At 71.3% G+C, this 17,624-nt stretch carries 11 protein-coding genes; 3 read left to right on the top strand and 8 right to left on the bottom strand.

From position 1 onward, the window contains the following. From ACFY2B_RS08730 to ACFY2B_RS08720, 3 genes are all read right to left on the bottom strand, one after another. Nucleotides 1–702 (bottom strand): chaplin (locus ACFY2B_RS08730; RefSeq protein WP_390762427.1); only part of this gene is annotated, 702 nt, incomplete at its 3' end. A 150-nt stretch (nucleotides 703–852) separates the two neighbouring features. Then, nucleotides 853–1,104, bottom strand: coding sequence for a chaplin (locus tag ACFY2B_RS08725; protein WP_390762426.1), 252 nt, complete (start codon nucleotides 1,102–1,104; stop codon nucleotides 853–855). A gap of 266 nt (nucleotides 1,105–1,370) precedes the next feature. After that, entirely contained in the window at nucleotides 1,371–1,781 is a 411-nt protein-coding gene (locus ACFY2B_RS08720) for a rodlin (RefSeq protein ID WP_390762425.1), read from the bottom strand. A gap of 261 nt (nucleotides 1,782–2,042) precedes the next feature. Between ACFY2B_RS08720 and ACFY2B_RS08715 the strand changes: the two genes are divergently transcribed. Together ACFY2B_RS08715 and ACFY2B_RS08710 are read left to right on the top strand one after the other, a co-directional pair. After that, nucleotides 2,043–2,453: a rodlin gene (locus tag ACFY2B_RS08715; RefSeq protein WP_390762424.1), complete on the top strand. Its 411-nt coding sequence runs from the start codon at nucleotides 2,043–2,045 to the stop codon at nucleotides 2,451–2,453. A gap of 411 nt (nucleotides 2,454–2,864) precedes the next feature. Next, entirely contained in the window at nucleotides 2,865–3,275 is a 411-nt protein-coding gene (locus tag ACFY2B_RS08710; RefSeq protein ID WP_390762423.1) for a rodlin, read from the top strand. Between the two features lie 56 nt (nucleotides 3,276–3,331). Here ACFY2B_RS08710 and ACFY2B_RS08705 read toward each other — a convergent pair whose 3' ends face one another. Beyond that, the gene (locus ACFY2B_RS08705; RefSeq protein ID WP_390762422.1) at nucleotides 3,332–5,251 is read right to left on the bottom strand and encodes an AMP-dependent synthetase/ligase; all 1,920 of its coding nucleotides are present in this window, start codon (nucleotides 5,249–5,251) and stop codon (nucleotides 3,332–3,334) included. Nucleotides 5,252–5,499: 248 nt separating this feature from the next. Between ACFY2B_RS08705 and ACFY2B_RS08700 the strand changes: the two genes are divergently transcribed. Further along, nucleotides 5,500–8,676, top strand: a complete 3,177-nt coding sequence (locus ACFY2B_RS08700) for a glycoside hydrolase family 2 TIM barrel-domain containing protein (RefSeq protein WP_390762421.1) — start codon at nucleotides 5,500–5,502, stop codon at nucleotides 8,674–8,676. 1,883 nt (nucleotides 8,677–10,559) lie between these two features. Here ACFY2B_RS08700 and ACFY2B_RS08695 read toward each other — a convergent pair. The 4 genes from ACFY2B_RS08695 to mmsA all read right to left on the bottom strand — a co-directional run bounded on the left by ACFY2B_RS08695 (nucleotide 10,560) and on the right by mmsA (nucleotide 17,612). Then, on the bottom strand, nucleotides 10,560–12,095 hold the full coding sequence (locus tag ACFY2B_RS08695; RefSeq protein ID WP_390762420.1) for a VWA domain-containing protein: 1,536 nt from the start codon (nucleotides 12,093–12,095) through the stop codon (nucleotides 10,560–10,562). A gap of 147 nt (nucleotides 12,096–12,242) precedes the next feature. Further along, on the bottom strand, nucleotides 12,243–13,106 hold the full coding sequence (locus ACFY2B_RS08690; RefSeq protein ID WP_390762419.1) for an ABC transporter permease: 864 nt from the start codon (nucleotides 13,104–13,106) through the stop codon (nucleotides 12,243–12,245). Beyond that, nucleotides 13,103–15,949 (bottom strand): CocE/NonD family hydrolase, encoded by a 2,847-nt coding sequence (locus tag ACFY2B_RS08685; protein ID WP_390762418.1) that lies wholly within the window; start codon nucleotides 15,947–15,949, stop codon nucleotides 13,103–13,105. Before ACFY2B_RS08685 ends, ACFY2B_RS08690 begins: the two co-directional genes overlap by 4 nt. A gap of 160 nt (nucleotides 15,950–16,109) precedes the next feature. Next, entirely contained in the window at nucleotides 16,110–17,612 is a 1,503-nt protein-coding gene (mmsA, locus tag ACFY2B_RS08680) for a CoA-acylating methylmalonate-semialdehyde dehydrogenase (protein ID WP_390762417.1), read from the bottom strand. Nucleotides 17,613–17,624: the final 12 nt, after the last annotated feature.

Below are 17,624 nucleotides of genomic sequence, written 5' to 3'. Positions count from 1 at the left end.
GCCAGGCTTCTCACTCGAACCGTAAGCCGAGTCATGGTCGGTCCCGTAATCCGAACCGTAACCAGACTTGTCGGACTCACCGTCATCAGACTCGTCGGACGAGCCGTAGCCGGGCTTCTCGGACGAGCCATAGCCGGACTCGTCCGTCGAACCGTCACCAGACTTGTCGGACTCACTGTCACCAGACTCGTCGGACGAACCGTAGCCGGGCTTCTCGGACGAGCCATAGTCGGGCTTGTCGGTCGAACCGTCACCAGGCTTCTCGGACGAGCCATAGCCGGACTCGTCCGTCGAACCGTAGCCGGGCTTCTCGCCCGAACCGTAGGACGAGCCGCCGTACTCCTCGTCGGCCTTGTCCTTCGTGGTGCCCTCGGTTCGTTTCTCACTCTGGTCGGGCGGCTCACTCGTCTCGCGTGTCCCGCTCGTCTCGCCGGCCTCGCCCTTGTCGCGCGTGGCGCTCGTGTCACTCGCGGCGCCCTCGTGCGAACCCGGGCCGTTGGCACAGGAGTTGCCGAACGCCGAGTCGAGCGCGGCGATCAGGTCGACGGTGTTGCCGCAGGCGTTCACCGGCACGTGCACCGGCACCTGGACGTTGTTGCCGGAGGCCGCACCGGGCGAGCCCTTGGCGACGCCGCCCGCACCCGCGTCGGCGAGCGCGGGGCTGCCGTACAGGGACAGGATGCTCGTCGCGGCCGCGGCCACGACCATTCCCCTGCTCAGGGTCTGTCGCAATCTCGTGGTCTTCCTGCTTGAAGAAGTGGGAAGGCCGGCCCCGGAACGAAGAACCCAAGGATCAACGGTCCGGGGCCGGCCGCGGCACAGCCCGGAGGCTGGTGCGTGGTGTCGGTGACGTCAGTCGGTGGCGCAGGTGTCGCCGAACGCCGGGTTCAGCAGGGCGACGAGGTCGACCGAGGTGCCGCAGACGTTGACCGGAACCTGCGCGGGGACCTCGATGACGTTGCCGGCCACGACACCCGGGGAACCGACGGCGGCGCCCTCGGCATCGGCGTCCGCGAAGGCAGGGGCGGCAACGCCCAGAGCCAGGATGGCGCCCGCGACGACGGCAGCGCTTTTCTTCATGAACTTTCCCTTCTCTGCGGTCATGCCTCTTTGACGGCCGAAACCGCGCGAGCACAGCAGGAACGGCTCGCACCATGACCGGCAGGCTGTAGAACGAGGGATAGACAAACGAAGAAACTACGGAACGCGGGGGGCTCGGAAATTCACTCGAATGCCTTCACGGCATTCACACAAGAGGGGAAACGATTCGTCTGAGCAGCGGAAGTCGATTTGACGGGGGATTCATCAAAAGGAACCGCCCGGGCTGCGGTGCGTCGAACACCGCGCGGCCCGGGCGGAATTCCGTCGGCTCAGTTGTTGCCGACGCCGTTGCCGGACACGGCCGAGATGTCGTCCAGGACGTGCGACAGCGGTTCGTCGCCCTTGGCCTGGGTCGAGTTCGCCGCGCACTGCTCGTGCTGCGGCGACGACAGGACCGGGATGTCCTGCACGGCGACCGGGACCGCGCCGGCGACGGAGCCGGCGTTCGCCTTGAGCGGCAGACCCACACACAGCTTGTTCAGCGAGTTCTGCGCCAGCGTGGCCTGCGGGCTCAGGTTGCCGTAGGTCGCCTGGTTGCCGAACGTCTCCGTGGCGCCGTTGCCGCTCGCCGAGGTGGTCCCGGCGTCGTTGCCGATGGCAAGCGCCTGCGGGGCGACCGCCGCCGACGCACCGATGACGGACGCGGCGACCGCTGCCACGGCCATTGCCTTCTTCAGCATTTCACTTTCCTTCCCTGGCCCCATGTGACCAAGACGCACGTTTCCTGCTCCCGGTCAACCCGCCTCGGACCAAATGGTTGCGGCAGGTCACCTGATCGGATCGCCCGGCGCCGCCACAGCGACGGATTCTCCAGGCCCGGCGGGGTAATCCTGGTGCGTCGGCATGTCGACCATCGGGGTGAACGCCAGGAACCAATCGGGCCCGCGCCAGTTGAACCAGGACACTCCGGTGGACGGGGTTTCTCCAGAAGGGAATCGCAAGTGATCAAGAAGGTTCTGGCCTCCGCCGCGGTCGCCGCCTCCGTCGTCGGCATCACGGCCACCGCCGCCCCGCAGGCTCTGGCCATCGGCAACGACAGCGGTACCACCTCGGCGAGCGGCAACGGCGCCCAGCAGGCGTTCGGCAACTCGGCCACCTACGGCAACATGAGCCCCCAGCTGGCACTCGTCCAGGGCTCGCTCAACAAGCCCTGCATCGGCCTGCCGGCCAAGGCGAACGTCGGCTCCGTGGCCGGTCTCGTCCCAGTCGCCGTGCAGGACATCCCCGTCCTGTCGTCGCCGCAGAGCCAGCAGTGCAGCGAGAACTCCACCCAGGCCAAGGGCGACGAACCGCTGTCGCACCTCCTGGACGACATCTCGGCCCTGTCCGGCAACGGCACCGGCAACAACTGACCGGACCACCTCCCGGGCCTCTTCCGGGCTCTCCACCGACGGGCCGCCGGACTTCCGGCGGCCCGTCGTCCTGTCCCGGGCCGTTCTGCGGACCCGGCCATCGGCGAGCAGCAGCGGCACGGCACGAGCCGCAGGACACAGGCGACACGGCGGGGCACGGCGCAGACGGCAGGACGCAGGCAACACGGCGCGGCACGGGCGGTGCGACGCGGGCGGCAGGACGCGAGCGGCGCGGCGGGGGCGGGCTGTCGTGAGCCGAACGGCCGGGCGGCCGGGGGCGCAAGGGGGCGCTTGTCCCTTGATCCGACTGCGCTGGTCCATTCGAGGCACGGCCCGCAACCCAGGCGGGTGCGGGGCCGTTCTCGATCATGCAACTCCCTCCCCGGAGTCCGCCTTTCGAAGGGAACGAACATGAAGAAGCTGTGGGCAACCGCGGCTGTGGCCGCCTCCGTCGCCGGCATCGCCGCCACGGCCGTCCCCCAGGCCCTGGCCATCGGCAACGACACCGGCTCCACGTCCGCCAGTGGCAACGGCGCCCAGTCGCAGTTCGGCAACTCGGCCACCTTCGGTGCCATGAGCCCGCAGCTCTCGCTGGTGGAGGGCTCGCTGAACAAGCCGTGCGTCGGCCTGCCGGCCAAGGCGAACGTCGGCTCCGCCGTCGGCCTCCTCGTCCCGGTCGCCGTGCAGGACATCGACGTCCTGTCCTCGCCGCAGAACCAGCAGTGCAGCGAGAACTCCACCCAGGCCAAGGGCGACGAACCGCTGTCGCACGCCCTGGACGACATCTCGGCCCTGTCGGGCAACGGCGCGGGCAACAACTGAGCGTTCGCTCCGCCGCGGCGGGTCACCGGTTTCCCCGGTGGCCCGCCTTGTGCGCGTCAGCCCCGGTACAGCGCCTCGATCTCGGCCGCGTAGACCTCCACCGCCGCCCGCCGCTTGACCTTCAGGGACGGCGTCAGCAGGCCGTTGTCCTCGGTGAACTCGCCCTCGACCAGGGCGAAGGCACGGATCGACTCGGCGCGCGAGACGGCCTCGTTGGCGTAGTCGACGGCCCGCTGCACCTCGGCCCGCAGCCGATCGTCGCGCACCAGGTCCGCGACCGGGGTGTCGGCGGGCAGCCCGCGCACCGACAGCCAGTGGGCGACCGCCTCCGCGTCGAGGGTGACCAGGGCGGCGACGAAGGGCCGGTTGTCGCCGACGACGAGGCACTGGCCGACCGGCGGACGGCTGCGCAGGCGGTCCTCCAGGACGGCCGGGGAGACGTTCTTGCCGCCGGAGGTGACGAGGATGTCCTTCTTGCGGCCGGTGATGGTGAGGTAGCCGTCGTCGTCGAGGGAGCCGAGGTCTCCGGTGGCGAACCAGTCGCCGGTGCGGACCGCGGCCGTGGCCGCCGGGTCGTTCCAGTACGACGTGAAGACCAGGCCGCCCTTGATCAGCACCTCGCCGTCGTCGGCGATGCGGACGGCCGCGCCGGGGACCGGCCGGCCGACGGTGCCGGGGCGGGGGCCGAGCGGCGGTACGACGGTGGCGGCGGCCGTGGTCTCGGTGAGGCCGTAGCCCTCGTAGACGACGATCCCGGCCGCGTAGAAGAACAGGTTGAGGTTGCGGTCGAGCGGGGAGCCGCCGCTGATGGCGTAGCGCACGCGCCCGCCGAGTTCCGCCCGCACCCGGCGGTAGACCAGCAGGTCGTACAGGGCCCGGGCGGCGTACAGGCCGGGGCCGGGGCCCTTGCCGGTGCCGAGGAAACGGTTCAGGGAGGCGGCGGCGAAGCGGACGGCGACGCGGTCGGCGCGGTCGAAGGAGGCGCCGCGGCCGATCCGCTCGGCGGTGGCCCGGCCGGTGTCGTGGATCTTCTCGAAGAGGTACGGCACCCCGACGAGGAAGGCCAGCCGGAACTCCTTGAGGGCGGGGCGGAGTTCGGCCGGTCTGACGCTGGGGAAGTGGCCGGTCTCGATGCGGGCCATCAGGCAGGCGATCTGCAACGCGCGGCCCAGAATGTGGGCGAGCGGCAGGAAGAGGAGGGTGGCCGCCCGCCGGCCGGTGACCTCCGTGAAGACAGGGTGCAGCAGGTGGACGGTGTTGGCCGCTTCGGCGTGCAGGTTGGCGTGGGTGAGGACGCAGCCCTTCGGCCGGCCGGTGGTGCCGGAGGTGTAGCAGATCGTCGCGACCGTGCCGGGGGCCAGGGTGGCGCGGCGCTTCGCGACGTCCTCGTCGGGGACGTCCCGGCCGAGGTCGGTGAGCCGGTCGAGGGCGCCCTCGTCGAGGGTCCAGGTGCGCACCGGTTCGGGGTGGTCCGCGGTGCCGGTGCGGACGGTGGCGGTGTTCTCCGCGGTCTCGGTGACGACGTACCGGGCGCCGGAGTCGCGGACGATCCACTCCACCTGGTCGGCGGAGGAGGTGGGATAGACCGGGACGGTCAGGCCGCCGGCCGCCCAGACGGCGAAGTCCAGGACGGTCCACTCGTAGCGGGTGCGGGACATCACCGCGACCCGGCCGCCCGGTTCGAGGCCGGCCGCGATCAGTCCCTTGGCGGCGGCCGTGACCTCCCGGGCGAATCCGGCCGCCGTGACCGGGCGCCAGCCGCCGTCGTCCCGGCGGCGCAGCACCACGTCGTCGGGGGCCTCGGCGGCGTTGGTGAAGGGCAGGTCGGCGAGGGAACCGGTGGTCGGGGGCGGTACGAGGGCGGCGCTGCGGGCCTCGCGGACGACGCCGTGGTCGTCCCTGACGATCTCCACCTGGCCGCGGGCCGCCAGGTCGGTGCGTTTCCTGGCCCGGTTCAGGTCCTTGCGTACGCCCATGACGGCTCCCGGTCGCGGCTCGCCCTGCCGAACATACTTACCGGTGGGTCAACTTACTCACGCGTAGCAGAAGGTCAACAGGTGCGGCACCCCTCCCCCGCACACCCACCGGTCGAGACCGCCGGGAACCTGATGCTCCATCAATTCCTTTGCGCCATACGAGGTGTGTGGGCCGCGCATGCTCTTGTGTGGTGAGCGGTTCCGTTCGATGCTGACGTTTCTTGATGCCCTACGTTCGGAGTCGCCGTATGAGTGCAGAGAGAGCCCCTGTCCATCGACCACGCCGTCGTACCGTCCTCGCCGCGGGCGCACTGGCCGGCTGGGCCGCCTTCGCCGCGCAGAAACGGGCGTTCGCCACCGACGGCGGGACGGACGCCGACGGAGACCCGTGGGACACCGACCCGCGGGCCTTCCAGATCAACCGCGAGGCGGCCCGGGCCCGGCTGGTGCCGTACGCGAACGCCGCCGACGCGCTGCGCGGCCGGTTCCAGGAGTCGCCGTACCACCGCTCCCTCAACGGCGACTGGCGCTTCCACTGGTCGCGCAACCCCGGCCAACGGCCCGTCGGGTTCCACGAACCCGGCTACGACGACGGCGACTGGGACCGCATCCCCGTCCCCTCGAACTGGGAGATCGAGGGGTACCCCGAGCCGATCTACCTCAACATCAGGTATCCGTGGATCGGTTACGAGACACCGGACCCGCCCGCGGTGCCGCACGACTTCAACCCGGTCGGCTCCTACCGCCGCACCTTCACCGTGCCGGACGGCTGGTCCGGACGGCGCACGCTGCTGTCCTTCCAGGGCGTGAAGTCGGCGTTCTTCGTCTGGGTCAACGGGGAGCGGGCCGGCTACAGCGAGGACAGCTACACCCCCGCCGAGTTCGACGTCACCCCGTATCTGCGGCCCGGCACCAACACGCTGGCCGTGGAGGTCCACCGCTGGTCCGACGGCAGCTGGCTGGAGGACCAGGACATGATCGACCTGTCCGGGATCTTCCGGGACGTGTACCTGTACTCGATCCCGCCGGTGCACGTGCAGGACCTGTTCGTGCACACCGCGCTGGACTCCGCGTACCGCGACGCCGTCCTCACCGTGGATGTCACCGTGCGCGACCGGAACGGCGCCGGCGGGGCCGCCGGGCACCGGGTGACCGCGGAACTGTTCGACGGACGCGGACGGCGGGTGCTGGGCCTCGCGGACGCGGCCGGTGACACGGCGGTGTCCTTGAAGGGCGCGGTACGGGGACCCGCGCTGTGGTCCGCCGAGCAGCCGAACCTCTACACGCTGGTGGTGACGCTCGCCGACGCGAGCGGCCGGGCCGTCGACGTCCACAGCACCCGCGTCGGGTTCCGCCAGGTCGAGTACGGGCCGGGGACCTTCACCCTCAACGGCAGGCCCGTCATGTTCCGCGGCACCAACCGCCACGAGAGCGACCCCGAGCGCGGCCAGGCCGTCGACGAGACGCGGATGCTCCAGGACATCCGCCTGATGAAGCAGCACAACATCAACGCCGTCCGCACCTCCCACTACCCCAACCACCCGCGCTGGCTCGAACTGTGCGACGAGTACGGGCTGTACGTCATCGACGAGACCAACCTGGAGACGCACGGGGTCAACAACAAGGTCCCGGCGTCGCTGCCCGAGTGGACCGACGCCTGTGTGGACCGGCTGCGCTCGATGGTCGAACGGGACAAGAACCATCCCAGCGTGGTCGTCTGGTCGCTCGGCAACGAGGCCGGACACGGCGACACCTTCCAGGTCATGGCCGACTGGGCGCACGCCCGGGACGCCTCCCGGCCCGTGCACTACGAGGGCATGAACGCCGTCGCCGACCTGCACAGCGAGATGTACACCAGCCCGGCCGGGGTGGAGGCGTACGGGAAGTCCCAGAACGCCACGCCGTTCATGCTGTGCGAGTACAACCACTCGATGGGCAACAGCGGCGGCAACCTCCAGGAGTACTGGGACGTCTTCGAGCGCTATCCGAACCTGCACGGCGCGTTCGTCTGGGACTGGGTCGACCAGGCCATCCGGCTGCCGGTGCCCGGTGACTCCCGCCGCAGCTACCTCTCGTTCGGCGGCGACTGGCACCCCGGCTATCCGACCGACGGCAACTTCTGCTGCAACGGTCTGGTGAACGCCGACCGCGCGGTCCACCCCGGGCTGATCGAGATCAAGAAGTGCTACCAGCCGGTGGGGGTGACGGCGGACGACCTGTCCGCCGGGACCGTCCGGGTGCGCAACAAGCACCTGTTCAGCGGTCTGGGCGACTACCAGCTGCGCTGGTCGGTGACCCGGGACGGTACGACCGTGCAGCACGGCACGCTCGCGGCGCCCGAGGCGGCACCCGGCGCCGAGGCCGTCGTCCGCGTCCCGTACCGCCGGCCCGGCACACCGGAACCCGGCGCCGAATACTTCCTCGGTCTCTCCTTCGTGCTGCGCCAGGACACCCGCTGGGCCGCCGCCGGACACGAAGTGGCCGCCGAACAGCTCGCGTTGGACTGGCACCGGCCCGCGCCGGACGACTCCCCCGCCGACGGCGCCCTGACCCTCACCGAGACCGACGCCGAGGTGCGGGTGCACGGGCGGGACGTCGAGGTGGTGCTGTCCAAGACCTCCGGCACCCTGTCCGACTACACCTGGCGGGGACGGGCGCTGCTCGCCGAGGGGCCGGTGCCCAACTTCTGGCGCGGTCCGACGGACAACGACATCGGCCGCGGGTTCCAGAAGACCGCGCAGACCTGGCGGGACGCGGGCGCGCGGCGGACGGTGAGCGCCGTGCGGGCCGAGCAGCCCGCGCCCGGCGAGGTCGTCGTCACGGTCGACTGCACCCTGCCGACCGCGCCGCAGACCGCCGCCTGGCACACGGAGTTCCGGGTGCGCGGGGACGGGGAGGTGCGGGTGCGGCACACGCTGGACGCGCCCGCCGGACTGCCCGACCTTCCCATGGTGGGCGCGCTGGTGCGGGTGCCGGCGGGCGCGGACCGCCTCGAATGGTTCGGGCGCGGCCCGCACGAGAACTACCAGGACCGCAAGACGTCCGCGTTCGTCGGGCGCTGGCGTTCCACGGTGGACGCGCAGGTCGCCCCGTACGTACGGCCGCAGCAGACGGGCAACCAGACCGATGTGCGGTGGCTGTCGCTGACCGACCGCTCCGGCACTGGGCTGCTGGTGGCCGCCGACCCCGCGGACGGCGCGGCGCTGCTGGAGACCAGCGCCCTGCACCACACACCGGCCGACCTGGACGGACCGCGCCACCCGCACGAACTGACCCCGCGCGCCGAGACGGTGCTGCTGGTCAACCACCGGCAGATGGGCGTCGGCGGCATCAACTCGTGGGGTGCGGCCCCGTTGGAGAAGTACCTGCTGCACGCCGGGCGGACGTACGCCTACGGGTACCGGCTGCGGCCGGCGGGCGGGTAGCCGCCGGGGGCGGGGTCCGTCTGCGAGACCTGGGGCGGGGCAGCGGTCATCCGCACACGCCGGCAGGTACCGGGACGCACCAGAAGGCGGCACTACCGGTCTGGCCGGTGGTGCCGCCTTCTGCCGACCGGAGAGTTCCGGCCGTTGCGCCATCGTTCTCCGTGCGGAGAAGGAGATGACCTTACCTGGAGCACAACGACTCGGCTGCCTGCCGTGTCCTGCACGGCAGGTCACCTCGCCACGAAGGTCACCTGCTGTGCCTGCGGAGAGGGGCGGGAAGAGTTCTTTCTGGAACGGGCATCTGGGCCAGGACAGTACCGGGCCGGGCGGGAGCGACCTCACCGCCGTCGGAGGCCCGACGCGACAAGGTAGGAGCGGGTATACCCGGCATAAGCAACTGTGCTCCTGGCAAGATCGGGGAGACCGGGAGGGACACCGCCCTGGACACTGGTGACAGAGGCAGGTCAGCGAACCGGCCGTACATTGCCGACGCGACCGAAACGGAGGCTGTCGCGACCGGGTTAACGGAATGAGGAGCGCTCGTTCCGGACGCGGGCCCAGTCGTGGCGGCGGAGGTGGGCTGCCGAATCGGCTCATAGCCAGGCCGTTCCGGAACAGGCCGTGCATAGTTCTCATACATTCGGTAGACGAACCGCGCGACCTCTGAAGCCGCCACCAATCCCGCCCCGGCTGCTTCCAGCGAGTTGGTTTCCGTCGCGGCTCCCATAGCCCACATGCATTCGCCGAGTACATGGCCCAGGAAGCCCTTGTCCGTCTGTGCTTCCAAGAAGAAGCCAGCCGCTGCGCTTCCGAAGGCCAGAGTGCGAGCCACGGGGTTTCCAGCAGGGCCTGCGGCCGCGAACGCGGCGTTCTCGGCCACACCGACCAAGTCTTTGACCCAGCCCGCCTCGCCCTGGGAGTATTGCAGTACCGCAGAGGTGAGACTTGCGGCGGCATTTACGGCCGGCCCCCAGGTCTGCATGACGTGATTATTGGCCGCTACCCCGCCTGCCCACACAGCACCACCGACGGCGGTAGCCAATTTCGTTACGGTCAATTTACCATCTTCAGGCCAGATTTCACCTGTCTTTATCCCGTTATGGGCAGCAAGGGCTTTTATTCCGTTGCGGGCAGCGAAATGACCGAGACCAGCCGCCTTGAGAAAGCCACTATTGATCACGAAACCGCCGGACAGCAAACCCATGCCACACGCCATGGTGTAGCTTTGGACTGCCTCCGAGATGCTGCCCCCCGCGTCCGCACTGCGCCGCGTCGCCCTGCCGGTGGCCGGCGTCGAAGATCCTTCGCCCTCCAACAGCTCCAAAGCGACACTCGCCGTTGCCCCTGGAGCACCACCTTGCGATCGATCAACCGAGTCAGCCATGTGAGCACCTTTCGCCCCGACCTCGGAAATGTAAGAATTCCACTTGCCGTGCCGCGAGTGGTCCGTGCACCCAGGACAACTGCCCAGAATGCGCAAGGCTCTGCCGTGATTCCCTCCACGCGCCGGCACAATTCGAAGACTTCGTCATCCAGCCGGGACGAAAGTCGACAGGAGGGCTCTCGGCACTCCCGCAAGGAATGTACGTCATAACTTCTTCACACGCCATTATCCTGAAGTTAACAATTTGATCTCTTGGCAACCCGCACCAGGGCGCTGGGGTAGTGCGCTTGGGGCACGGCCGGCTGGCCGATATCTCTATCAAGACCCTGAATTTGCTACTTCACAGTATTGTTGACGACTTTCTTTGCGTTGGTCCGGATGCATCCCTAAAACGTGCCGGACCACTCGGGGCGCGGCTGTACGGCGTCCGCCCGGGCGAACTGCCGGTGCGCGGGCAGGAGGTCGCGCCAGTGGCCGATGCGGCGGCCGTCGCGGGGGCTCAGTCGAGGGAGTGGTTCGCCTGTCCGATGGCCGTGGCGAGGTCGCGGACCGCGCCGTCCTCGGTGCTGCCCGCCAGTTCGTCGGCGTGCACGCGCAGAGCGTCTGCTCCGGGGGCGCCGGGCAGCCGGCCGGAACGGTCCTCGCCGGTGCGCAGCGCGTCGGCGAAGTACGCGGCGACCGCGGCGACCTGGAAGCGAGGAGCCGCGGACCAGACCGAGCCCTGGAGCGCGCCCGCCTCCAGGGCTCCGGACGCCTCGTGCGGGTCGCGGGTGGCGGGGTCGAGCCAGCGGACGGTGGCCGTCGCCAGATGGCCGGCGGCGCCGGACCTGGTGCGCACGGCGTAGAGGGCGGTCACGGTGTGGCCGGGACCGACCTCGCCGCCGTCGACCCGGTCGTCGCGGAAGTCCTCGTCGGCGACCCGCCGGTCGTCGTAGCCGACGAGCCGGAACTCGGCGACCGTCTGCGGGTCGAAGGCGACCTGGGCCTTGGCGTCACGGGCCGTCAGCTCGATGTTCCGCGGAAGCTGCTCGCAGAAGACCCGGCGGGCGTCCTCGGTGCCGGAGACGTACACGGTGTGGCCGTCGCCCTTGTCGGCGAGGCGCTCCATCAGCGTGTCGCCGTAGTCACTGCCGACGCCGACGCCGAAGAGGGTGATGCCGTACTCGCGGCGGGCCGAGTCGATGCGTTCGAGGATGGCGTCCGGGTCGGTGGTCCCGTCGTTGGCGAGCGCGTCGGAGACCAGCACGACCCGGTTGGTCGCGCCCCGGCGCAGCCCCTCGACGGCGGTGGCGTAACCGGTTCCGACGCCCGCGCCGAGGTCGGTCGACGACTCGGTCTCCAGCGCGTCGATCGCCTCGTGGACCCGGCCGCGGTGGTCGCCGAGACGGGTCATCGGCAGCACCGTCTCGGCCTCTTCGCTGAAGGTGACCAGCGCGACCGAGTCGTCGTCGCGCAGCCGGTCCGTCATCGCGCCGAGGGAGTTCTTGGCGAGGTCCAGGCGGCCGGGCTCGCCCATGGAGCCGGAGACGTCCACGACGAACGTCAGGGCGGCGGGCGGACGCGCGTCGTCCGCTCCGGCCTCCCTGGTGGCGAGGCCGACCCGTACCAGGGACCAGTCGCCCTCCCCGGTACGGGCGCCGTCGACCGTGACGCTGAAGCCATTGCCGTCGGGCCGCCGGTAGTCCTGCCGGAAGCTGTTGACGAACTCCTCCGGCCGGACCGTCGACGGGTCGGGCCTGCGCCCGTCGGCGAGCGTGCGGCGGGCGTAGTCGTACGAGGCCGTGTCCACGTCCAGGGCGAAGGTGGACAGGTCGCCGGTGGGCTCGGCGGACGGGGAGGGCGCGAAACCCCTGGCGTCCTGGCCCCCGCGCTCCTGCTGTTGCGCCGAGCTGCCGCCGTACGCCGGGGCCGGCACCTTGGCCTGGTCCGCCGCGCCGGTGCCGTCGTACCCGCTGCACCCCGTCAGCAGCAGGCCGCCCGCCGCCGCGAGGGCGAGCAGCGCGCCCCGCGTCCGCCGTGTCCGGTACCGCTTCATCTCGTCTGCCCCCTGCGCTGGTTGACGTCGACGTCTGTGACTGTGACGGCACAGGCGGCCGGAACGTGCGGCACGGGGCGTTGCGGATGGATCTCGAACCGGCCACGGCAGCGGCCCGCCGAGACCGGTGGGTGACCCTCCGTTGACCTAGGAGACGATGTCCTTGCGGGAAAAACCCCGGAAGGCCAGGGCGAACAGCACGAGCGCGTACGTTATGGAAATCGCGGTGCCCTGGATCATGCCGGACCACTCGGGGTGCGGCTGTACGGCATCCGCCCAGGCGAACTGCCAGTGCGCGGGCAGGAAGTCGCGCCAGTGGCCGAGCGCGGTGACGGCGTCCAGGACGTTGCCGACGATGGTCAGGCCGACCGCGCCGCCGACCGCGCCCAGCGGCGCGTCCGTCTTCGTGGACAGCCAGAACGCCAGCCCTGCGGTGACCAGTTGGGACACGAAGAGGTACGCCACGACCACCACCAGGCGCTGCGCCGCCGTGCCCGGGTCCAGCGCGCCGCCGGTGGGGATCTCCAGCGGGCCCCAGCCGTAGACGGCCGTACCGACGGCGAGGGCCACGAGCGGCAGCAGCACCATCGCGGCCAGGCTCAGGCCGAGGCCCACGGCGAGCTTGGACCACAGCAGGCGGGCCCGCGGCACGGGCGCGGCGAGCAGATAGCGCAGCGAGGACCAGCTCGCCTCCGAGGCGACCGTGTCCCCGCAGAACAGGGCGACCGGGATCACCAGGAGGAAGCCCGCGGACACGAACAGGTTCACCGCGGCGAAGTTGGCGCCGGAGGCGGTGGCCGTGTCCATGAGGGTGACCTGGCCGGTGCGACCGCCCGGGTTGCCGCCGATGGCGAAGGCGATGACCAGGACGAAGGGCAGGACGGCGAGGATCCCGCCCATGATCAGCGTGCGGCGGCGGCCCAACTGCCGGACCAGCTCCACCCGTAGCGGCAGCGTGCGCCCCGGCCGGTAGCCGGAGGCCACCTCGACGGGCTCGGTGAGCGTGCTCATGCGGAACCTCCGATCAGGGTGAGGAAGGCGTCCTCCAGGCGGCGGTGGGGCCCGACCGAGGCGACGGGCACTTCGAGCCGGACCAGCTCCACCAGCAGCCTGGCGGCGACCGCCGCGGAGTCCCGGCCGGGGGCCGGGGCGGGGGCCTGGGCGGGGGCCTGGGCGGAGGCGGGCGGGTCGGTGAGCGGGCCGGCGGCCGGATACCCGGGCGGGTCCGCTCCCGGACCCGCTGCCGAAGCTGCGGCCGGGACCATGGCCGGGTCCGCGGCCGGGTCCGCGAGCAGGTCCACGGTCGTGGGCGGGGCGGTGGGGGCCGGGGTCAGGTGGATCAGCAGGCCGCCCTCCATGCGTACCGCGGACTCCACCTCCGGCAGGGCCGCCACCTTGTCGACCAGCGGGTCCGCGATGTCCGCGGCCAGGCCGACAAGCAGGGTGTCGCCCGAGCCGACGATCTCGCCCACCGGGCCGGCCTGGACCAGCCGGCCGCGGTCCATCACCACCAGGTGGGTGCAGGACTGTTCGACCTCCGCGAGGAGATGGCTGGAGACGATCACCGTGCGGCCGGCCGCCGCGTAACGGATCATCACCTCGCGCATCTCGCGGATCTGCGGCGGGTCGAGGCCATTGGTCGGCTCGTCGAGGATCAGCAGGTCGGGCAGGCCGAGCATGGCCTGGGCGATGGCGAGCCGCTGGCGCATGCCCTGCGAGTAGGTGCGCACCGCGCGGGCCAGGGCCTCACCGAGGCCCGCGATCTCCAGGGCCTCGTCCAGGTGCGCGTCCTCGGCGGGGCGGCCGGTCGCCCGCCAGTACAGCTCCAGGTTCTCGCGGCCGGTCAGGTGCGGCAGGAATCCCGCGCCCTCCACGAACGCACCGACCCGCGACAGCACCGGCGCGCCCGGCCGGATCGCGTGGCCGAAGACGCGGATCTCGCCGCCGTCGGGGGTGATCAGACCCATCAGCATGCGCAGGGTCGTCGTCTTGCCCGCGCCGTTCGGCCCGAGCAGACCGAGCACCTGGCCCCTCTCCACACGGAAGGACAGCTCCCGTACCGCGTACCGTTCGGTCGACCTCGCGTACTGCTTGCTCAGGCCGGTGATCTGGAGCGGGACGTCCGCCAGCGCGGGGTCGGGCGCGGGGACCGCCGTGCGCCGGCGGGCGGTCAGCAGCAGGGCCAGCGCCAGCACGGCGGCGGCGGGCGGCAGCCACCACACCCAGGACGGCAGCGGCGCCGCCGCTGTCTGCACGCCCGGGGCCGTGGGCACGCTCAGGCCGCCCTTGAGGGAGACGGTGTACGTCGCCGGGGCGGCAGGTGAGGCGTACCCGAGGTCCGTGGAGGCGAGGACCAGGCGGAGCCGGTGGCCCTTCTGCACGTCGTGGTCGATCGCCGGGAGGGTGACCGTGACGTCCTTGCCGGACCGCGCGCCGGTGACGCGCAGCGGGGTGACCAGTTGCTCGGGCAGCACCTTCTGGGTGCCGTCGGGGCCGACGTCGTACACCTTGCCGAACAGGACGGCGTCGTCGGTGGTCGAGGTGACGTGGACGGTGGCCGTCGGGGATCCGGTGATCCGCAGGTCGGCGGCGACCGGCGCCGAATCGAACGCGGCGTACTGGCCGGGGAAGTCGAGGGAGACGCCCACGCCGAGGGCCGACAGCTGGCCGAGGCCGCCCCCGCCGAGGCCGGGCAGGGCGGAGACGCCCGGCGGGCTGGCCCCGGCCGGGTTCTGCACCCGCTGCGGGGCGCCGCTGAGCGCGATCTCCCGGCGGCCCGCCTCCAGGCCCGGGTAGCGGCCGGCGCTCGCGCCGCGCAGTTGGGTCGTGCCGTTGGTGGAGTCGACGCCTCCGGCGCGGGTGATCCGGAACGCCGGGCCGGTGTCGGTGCCCTTCTCCCCCTTGAGGTAGCGGTCGAACCAGGCCGTGACGCGGGCCTGCACCCGGCCGCTCTCCATGTCGCCGCCGTCGTGGCCGCCCGCGATCCAGTCGACGTCGACCGGGGCGCCGTTCGCCCGGATCGCCTTTTCGGCGGCGTCCGACTGGGCGAGGGTGAAGAGGGAGTCCTGCTGGCCCTGGACCAGGAGCGTGGGCACCTTGATCCGGTCGGCGACGGCGGACGGGGAACGCTGCTCCAGCAGGGCGCGGGCCGCGTCGTCCGGTCGGCCCGACTCGGCGACCCGGTCGTACATGGCGCACAGGGTGGGCTCGAACTTGGCGCAGCCGCCGCCGGTGTTGAAGAAGATGCCCGCCCACAGCTTCTTGAAGACGCCGTTCGGGAACAGGGCGTCCGCCAGGTTCCAGTACGTGATCTCCGGGGCGATGGCGTCCACCCGGTGGTCGTATCCGGCGGCGAGCAGGGAGATCGCGCCGCCGTAGGAGCCGCCGGCCATGCCCACGCGGGGGTCGCCCGGCTTGTCGAGCTGGACCTGCGGCTGTGCGGCCAGCCAGTCGACGAGCCGGGAGACGTCGAAGACCTCGTGCTTCGGGTCGTTCAGCCCGATCTGGCCGGTCGACCTGCCGAAGCCGCGCGCGGACCAGGTCAGGACCGCGTACCCGTCCCGGGCCAGGTCCTGCGCCTCGGTACGCATGTCGTTCTTGCTGCCGCCGAAGCCGTGCGCCAGCAGGACGGCGGGGCGGCGGCCCGCGGTGGCCGAGGTGAAGTAGGAGGTGTCGATGCGGGTGCCGTCGGCCATGGTCATGACCCGGTCGGTCCGGCTCACCCGGGGCGGGTCGGCCGCGGCGGCGACGGCCGTCCAGGTACCGGCTCCGACGAGCACCACGAGAACGGCCGCGGCGGCCCACAGCCGCCGCGCCCCCCGGAGCACACGCCGGCCCGGCAGTCGAAGATCCATGCCCTCAACCGTACGGGCAGCCACCGACAACCGATGCAGCCACCGGTCTGAGGCACCGCCCCTCCTCCGGGAGTACGCGACCGCCCGCCCGTACCGCGAACGCGGTACGGGCGGGCGGGAACGGCGGCGGGGATCCGTCACCGGGATCGGCGGGATCCCGTCAGTGGTTGCGCGGGAAGCCCAGGTCCACGCCCGCCGGGGCGTCGGCCGGGTCGGGCCAGCGGGTGGTGACGACCTTGCCGCGGGTGTAGAAGTGCGTGCCGTCGTTGCCGTAGATGTGGTGGTCGCCGAAGAGCGAGTCCTTCCAGCCGCCGAAGGAGTGGTAGCCCACCGGCACCGGGATCGGCACGTTCACGCCGACCATGCCCGCCTCCACCTCCAGCTGGAAGCGGCGGGCCGCGCCGCCGTCCCGGGTGAAGATCGCGGTGCCGTTGCCGAACGGCGAGGCGTTGATGAGGGCCAGGCCCTCCTCGTAGGTGTCGGCGCGCAGCACGCACAGCACCGGGCCGAAGATCTCGTCCTGGTACGCCTTCGCGCTGGTCGGCACCTTGTCGAGCAGCGAGATGCCGATCCAGTGGCCGTCCTCGAAGCCCTCGACGGTGTACCCGGTGCCGTCGAGCACGACCTCCGCGCCCTCGGCGGCGGCACCCCGCACGTACGAGGCGACCTTGTCGCGGTGCACGGCGGTGATCAGCGGGCCCATCTCGCTGGTCGGGTCGTTGCCCGGACCGATCTTGATCTTCTCGGCGCGCTCGCGGATCTTCTCGACCAGCGTGTCGCCGATCGCGCCGACGGCCACGACCGCGGAGATGGCCATGCAGCGCTCGCCCGCGGAGCCGTAGGCGGCGCTGACGGCCGCGTCGGCCGCCGCGTCCAGGTCGGCGTCCGGCAGGACCAGCATGTGGTTCTTGGCGCCGCCCAGGGCCTGCACGCGCTTGCCGTTCGCGGAGGCCGTGGTGTGGATGTGGCGGGCGATCGGGGTGGAGCCGACGAACGAGACGGCCTTGACGTCCGGGTGCTCCAGGAGGCGGTCGACGGCCACCTTGTCGCCGTGCAGGACGTTGAAGACGCCGTCCGGCAGGCCGGCCTCGGTCAGCAGTTCGGCGATCCGGACGGACGCCGACGGGTCCTTCTCGGACGGCTTCAGCACGAACGTGTTGCCGCACGCGATGGCGATCGGGAACATCCACATCGGGACCATCGCCGGGAAGTTGAACGGCGTGATGCCCACGACGACGCCCAGCGGCTGACGGATGCCCGCCACGTCCACCCGGGTGGCGACCTGGGTGGACAGCTCGCCCTTGAGCTGCACGTTGATGCCGCACGCGAGGTCGACGATCTCCAGGCCGCGGGCGACCTCGCCGAGCGCGTCGGAGTGCACCTTGCCGTGCTCGGCGGTGATCAGCGCGGCGATCTCGTCGCGGTGGGCGTCCAGCAGCGCGCGGAAGCGGAAGAGGATCTCCGTGCGCTTGGCCAGCGAGGACTGGCCCCAGGTCGCGAACGCGTCCTTGGCCGTCGCGACGGCGGTGTCCACCTCGTCGACCGTCGCGAACGCGACCTTGGTGGTGACCGCCCCGGTCGCCGGGTCGGTGACCGGCCCGTACGTTCCCGAGGCGCCGTCGACGGTCTTGCCGCCGATCCAGTGGTTGACGATCTTCGTCATGGCCGGGTTACT

It is taken from the genome of Streptomyces sp. NPDC001270, assembly GCF_042896695.1.
Taxonomy (GTDB): Bacteria; Actinomycetota; Actinomycetes; order Streptomycetales; family Streptomycetaceae; genus Streptomyces.
Note: the sequence above shows the minus strand (reverse complement) of the source record. Positions and strands in the feature narration are given on the sequence as shown.

What these genes read in the sequence shown, in the direction of transcription:
- ACFY2B_RS08725 (WP_390762426.1), bottom strand. Translation starts at nt 1,104, where the DNA reads ATGACCGCAGAGAAGGGAAAGTTCATGAAGAAAAGCGCTGCCGTCGTC.
- ACFY2B_RS08720 (WP_390762425.1), bottom strand. Translation starts at nt 1,781, where the DNA reads ATGCTGAAGAAGGCAATGGCCGTGGCAGCGGTCGCCGCGTCCGTCATC.
- ACFY2B_RS08710 (WP_390762423.1), top strand. Translation starts at nt 2,865, where the DNA reads ATGAAGAAGCTGTGGGCAACCGCGGCTGTGGCCGCCTCCGTCGCCGGC.
- ACFY2B_RS08705 (WP_390762422.1), bottom strand. Translation starts at nt 5,251, where the DNA reads ATGGGCGTACGCAAGGACCTGAACCGGGCCAGGAAACGCACCGACCTG.
- ACFY2B_RS08700 (WP_390762421.1), top strand. Translation starts at nt 5,500, where the DNA reads ATGAGTGCAGAGAGAGCCCCTGTCCATCGACCACGCCGTCGTACCGTC.
- ACFY2B_RS08695 (WP_390762420.1), bottom strand. Translation starts at nt 12,095, where the DNA reads ATGAAGCGGTACCGGACACGGCGGACGCGGGGCGCGCTGCTCGCCCTC.
- ACFY2B_RS08690 (WP_390762419.1), bottom strand. Translation starts at nt 13,106, where the DNA reads ATGAGCACGCTCACCGAGCCCGTCGAGGTGGCCTCCGGCTACCGGCCG.
- ACFY2B_RS08685 (WP_390762418.1), bottom strand. Translation starts at nt 15,949, where the DNA reads ATGGATCTTCGACTGCCGGGCCGGCGTGTGCTCCGGGGGGCGCGGCGG.
- mmsA (WP_390762417.1), bottom strand. Translation starts at nt 17,612, where the DNA reads ATGACGAAGATCGTCAACCACTGGATCGGCGGCAAGACCGTCGACGGC.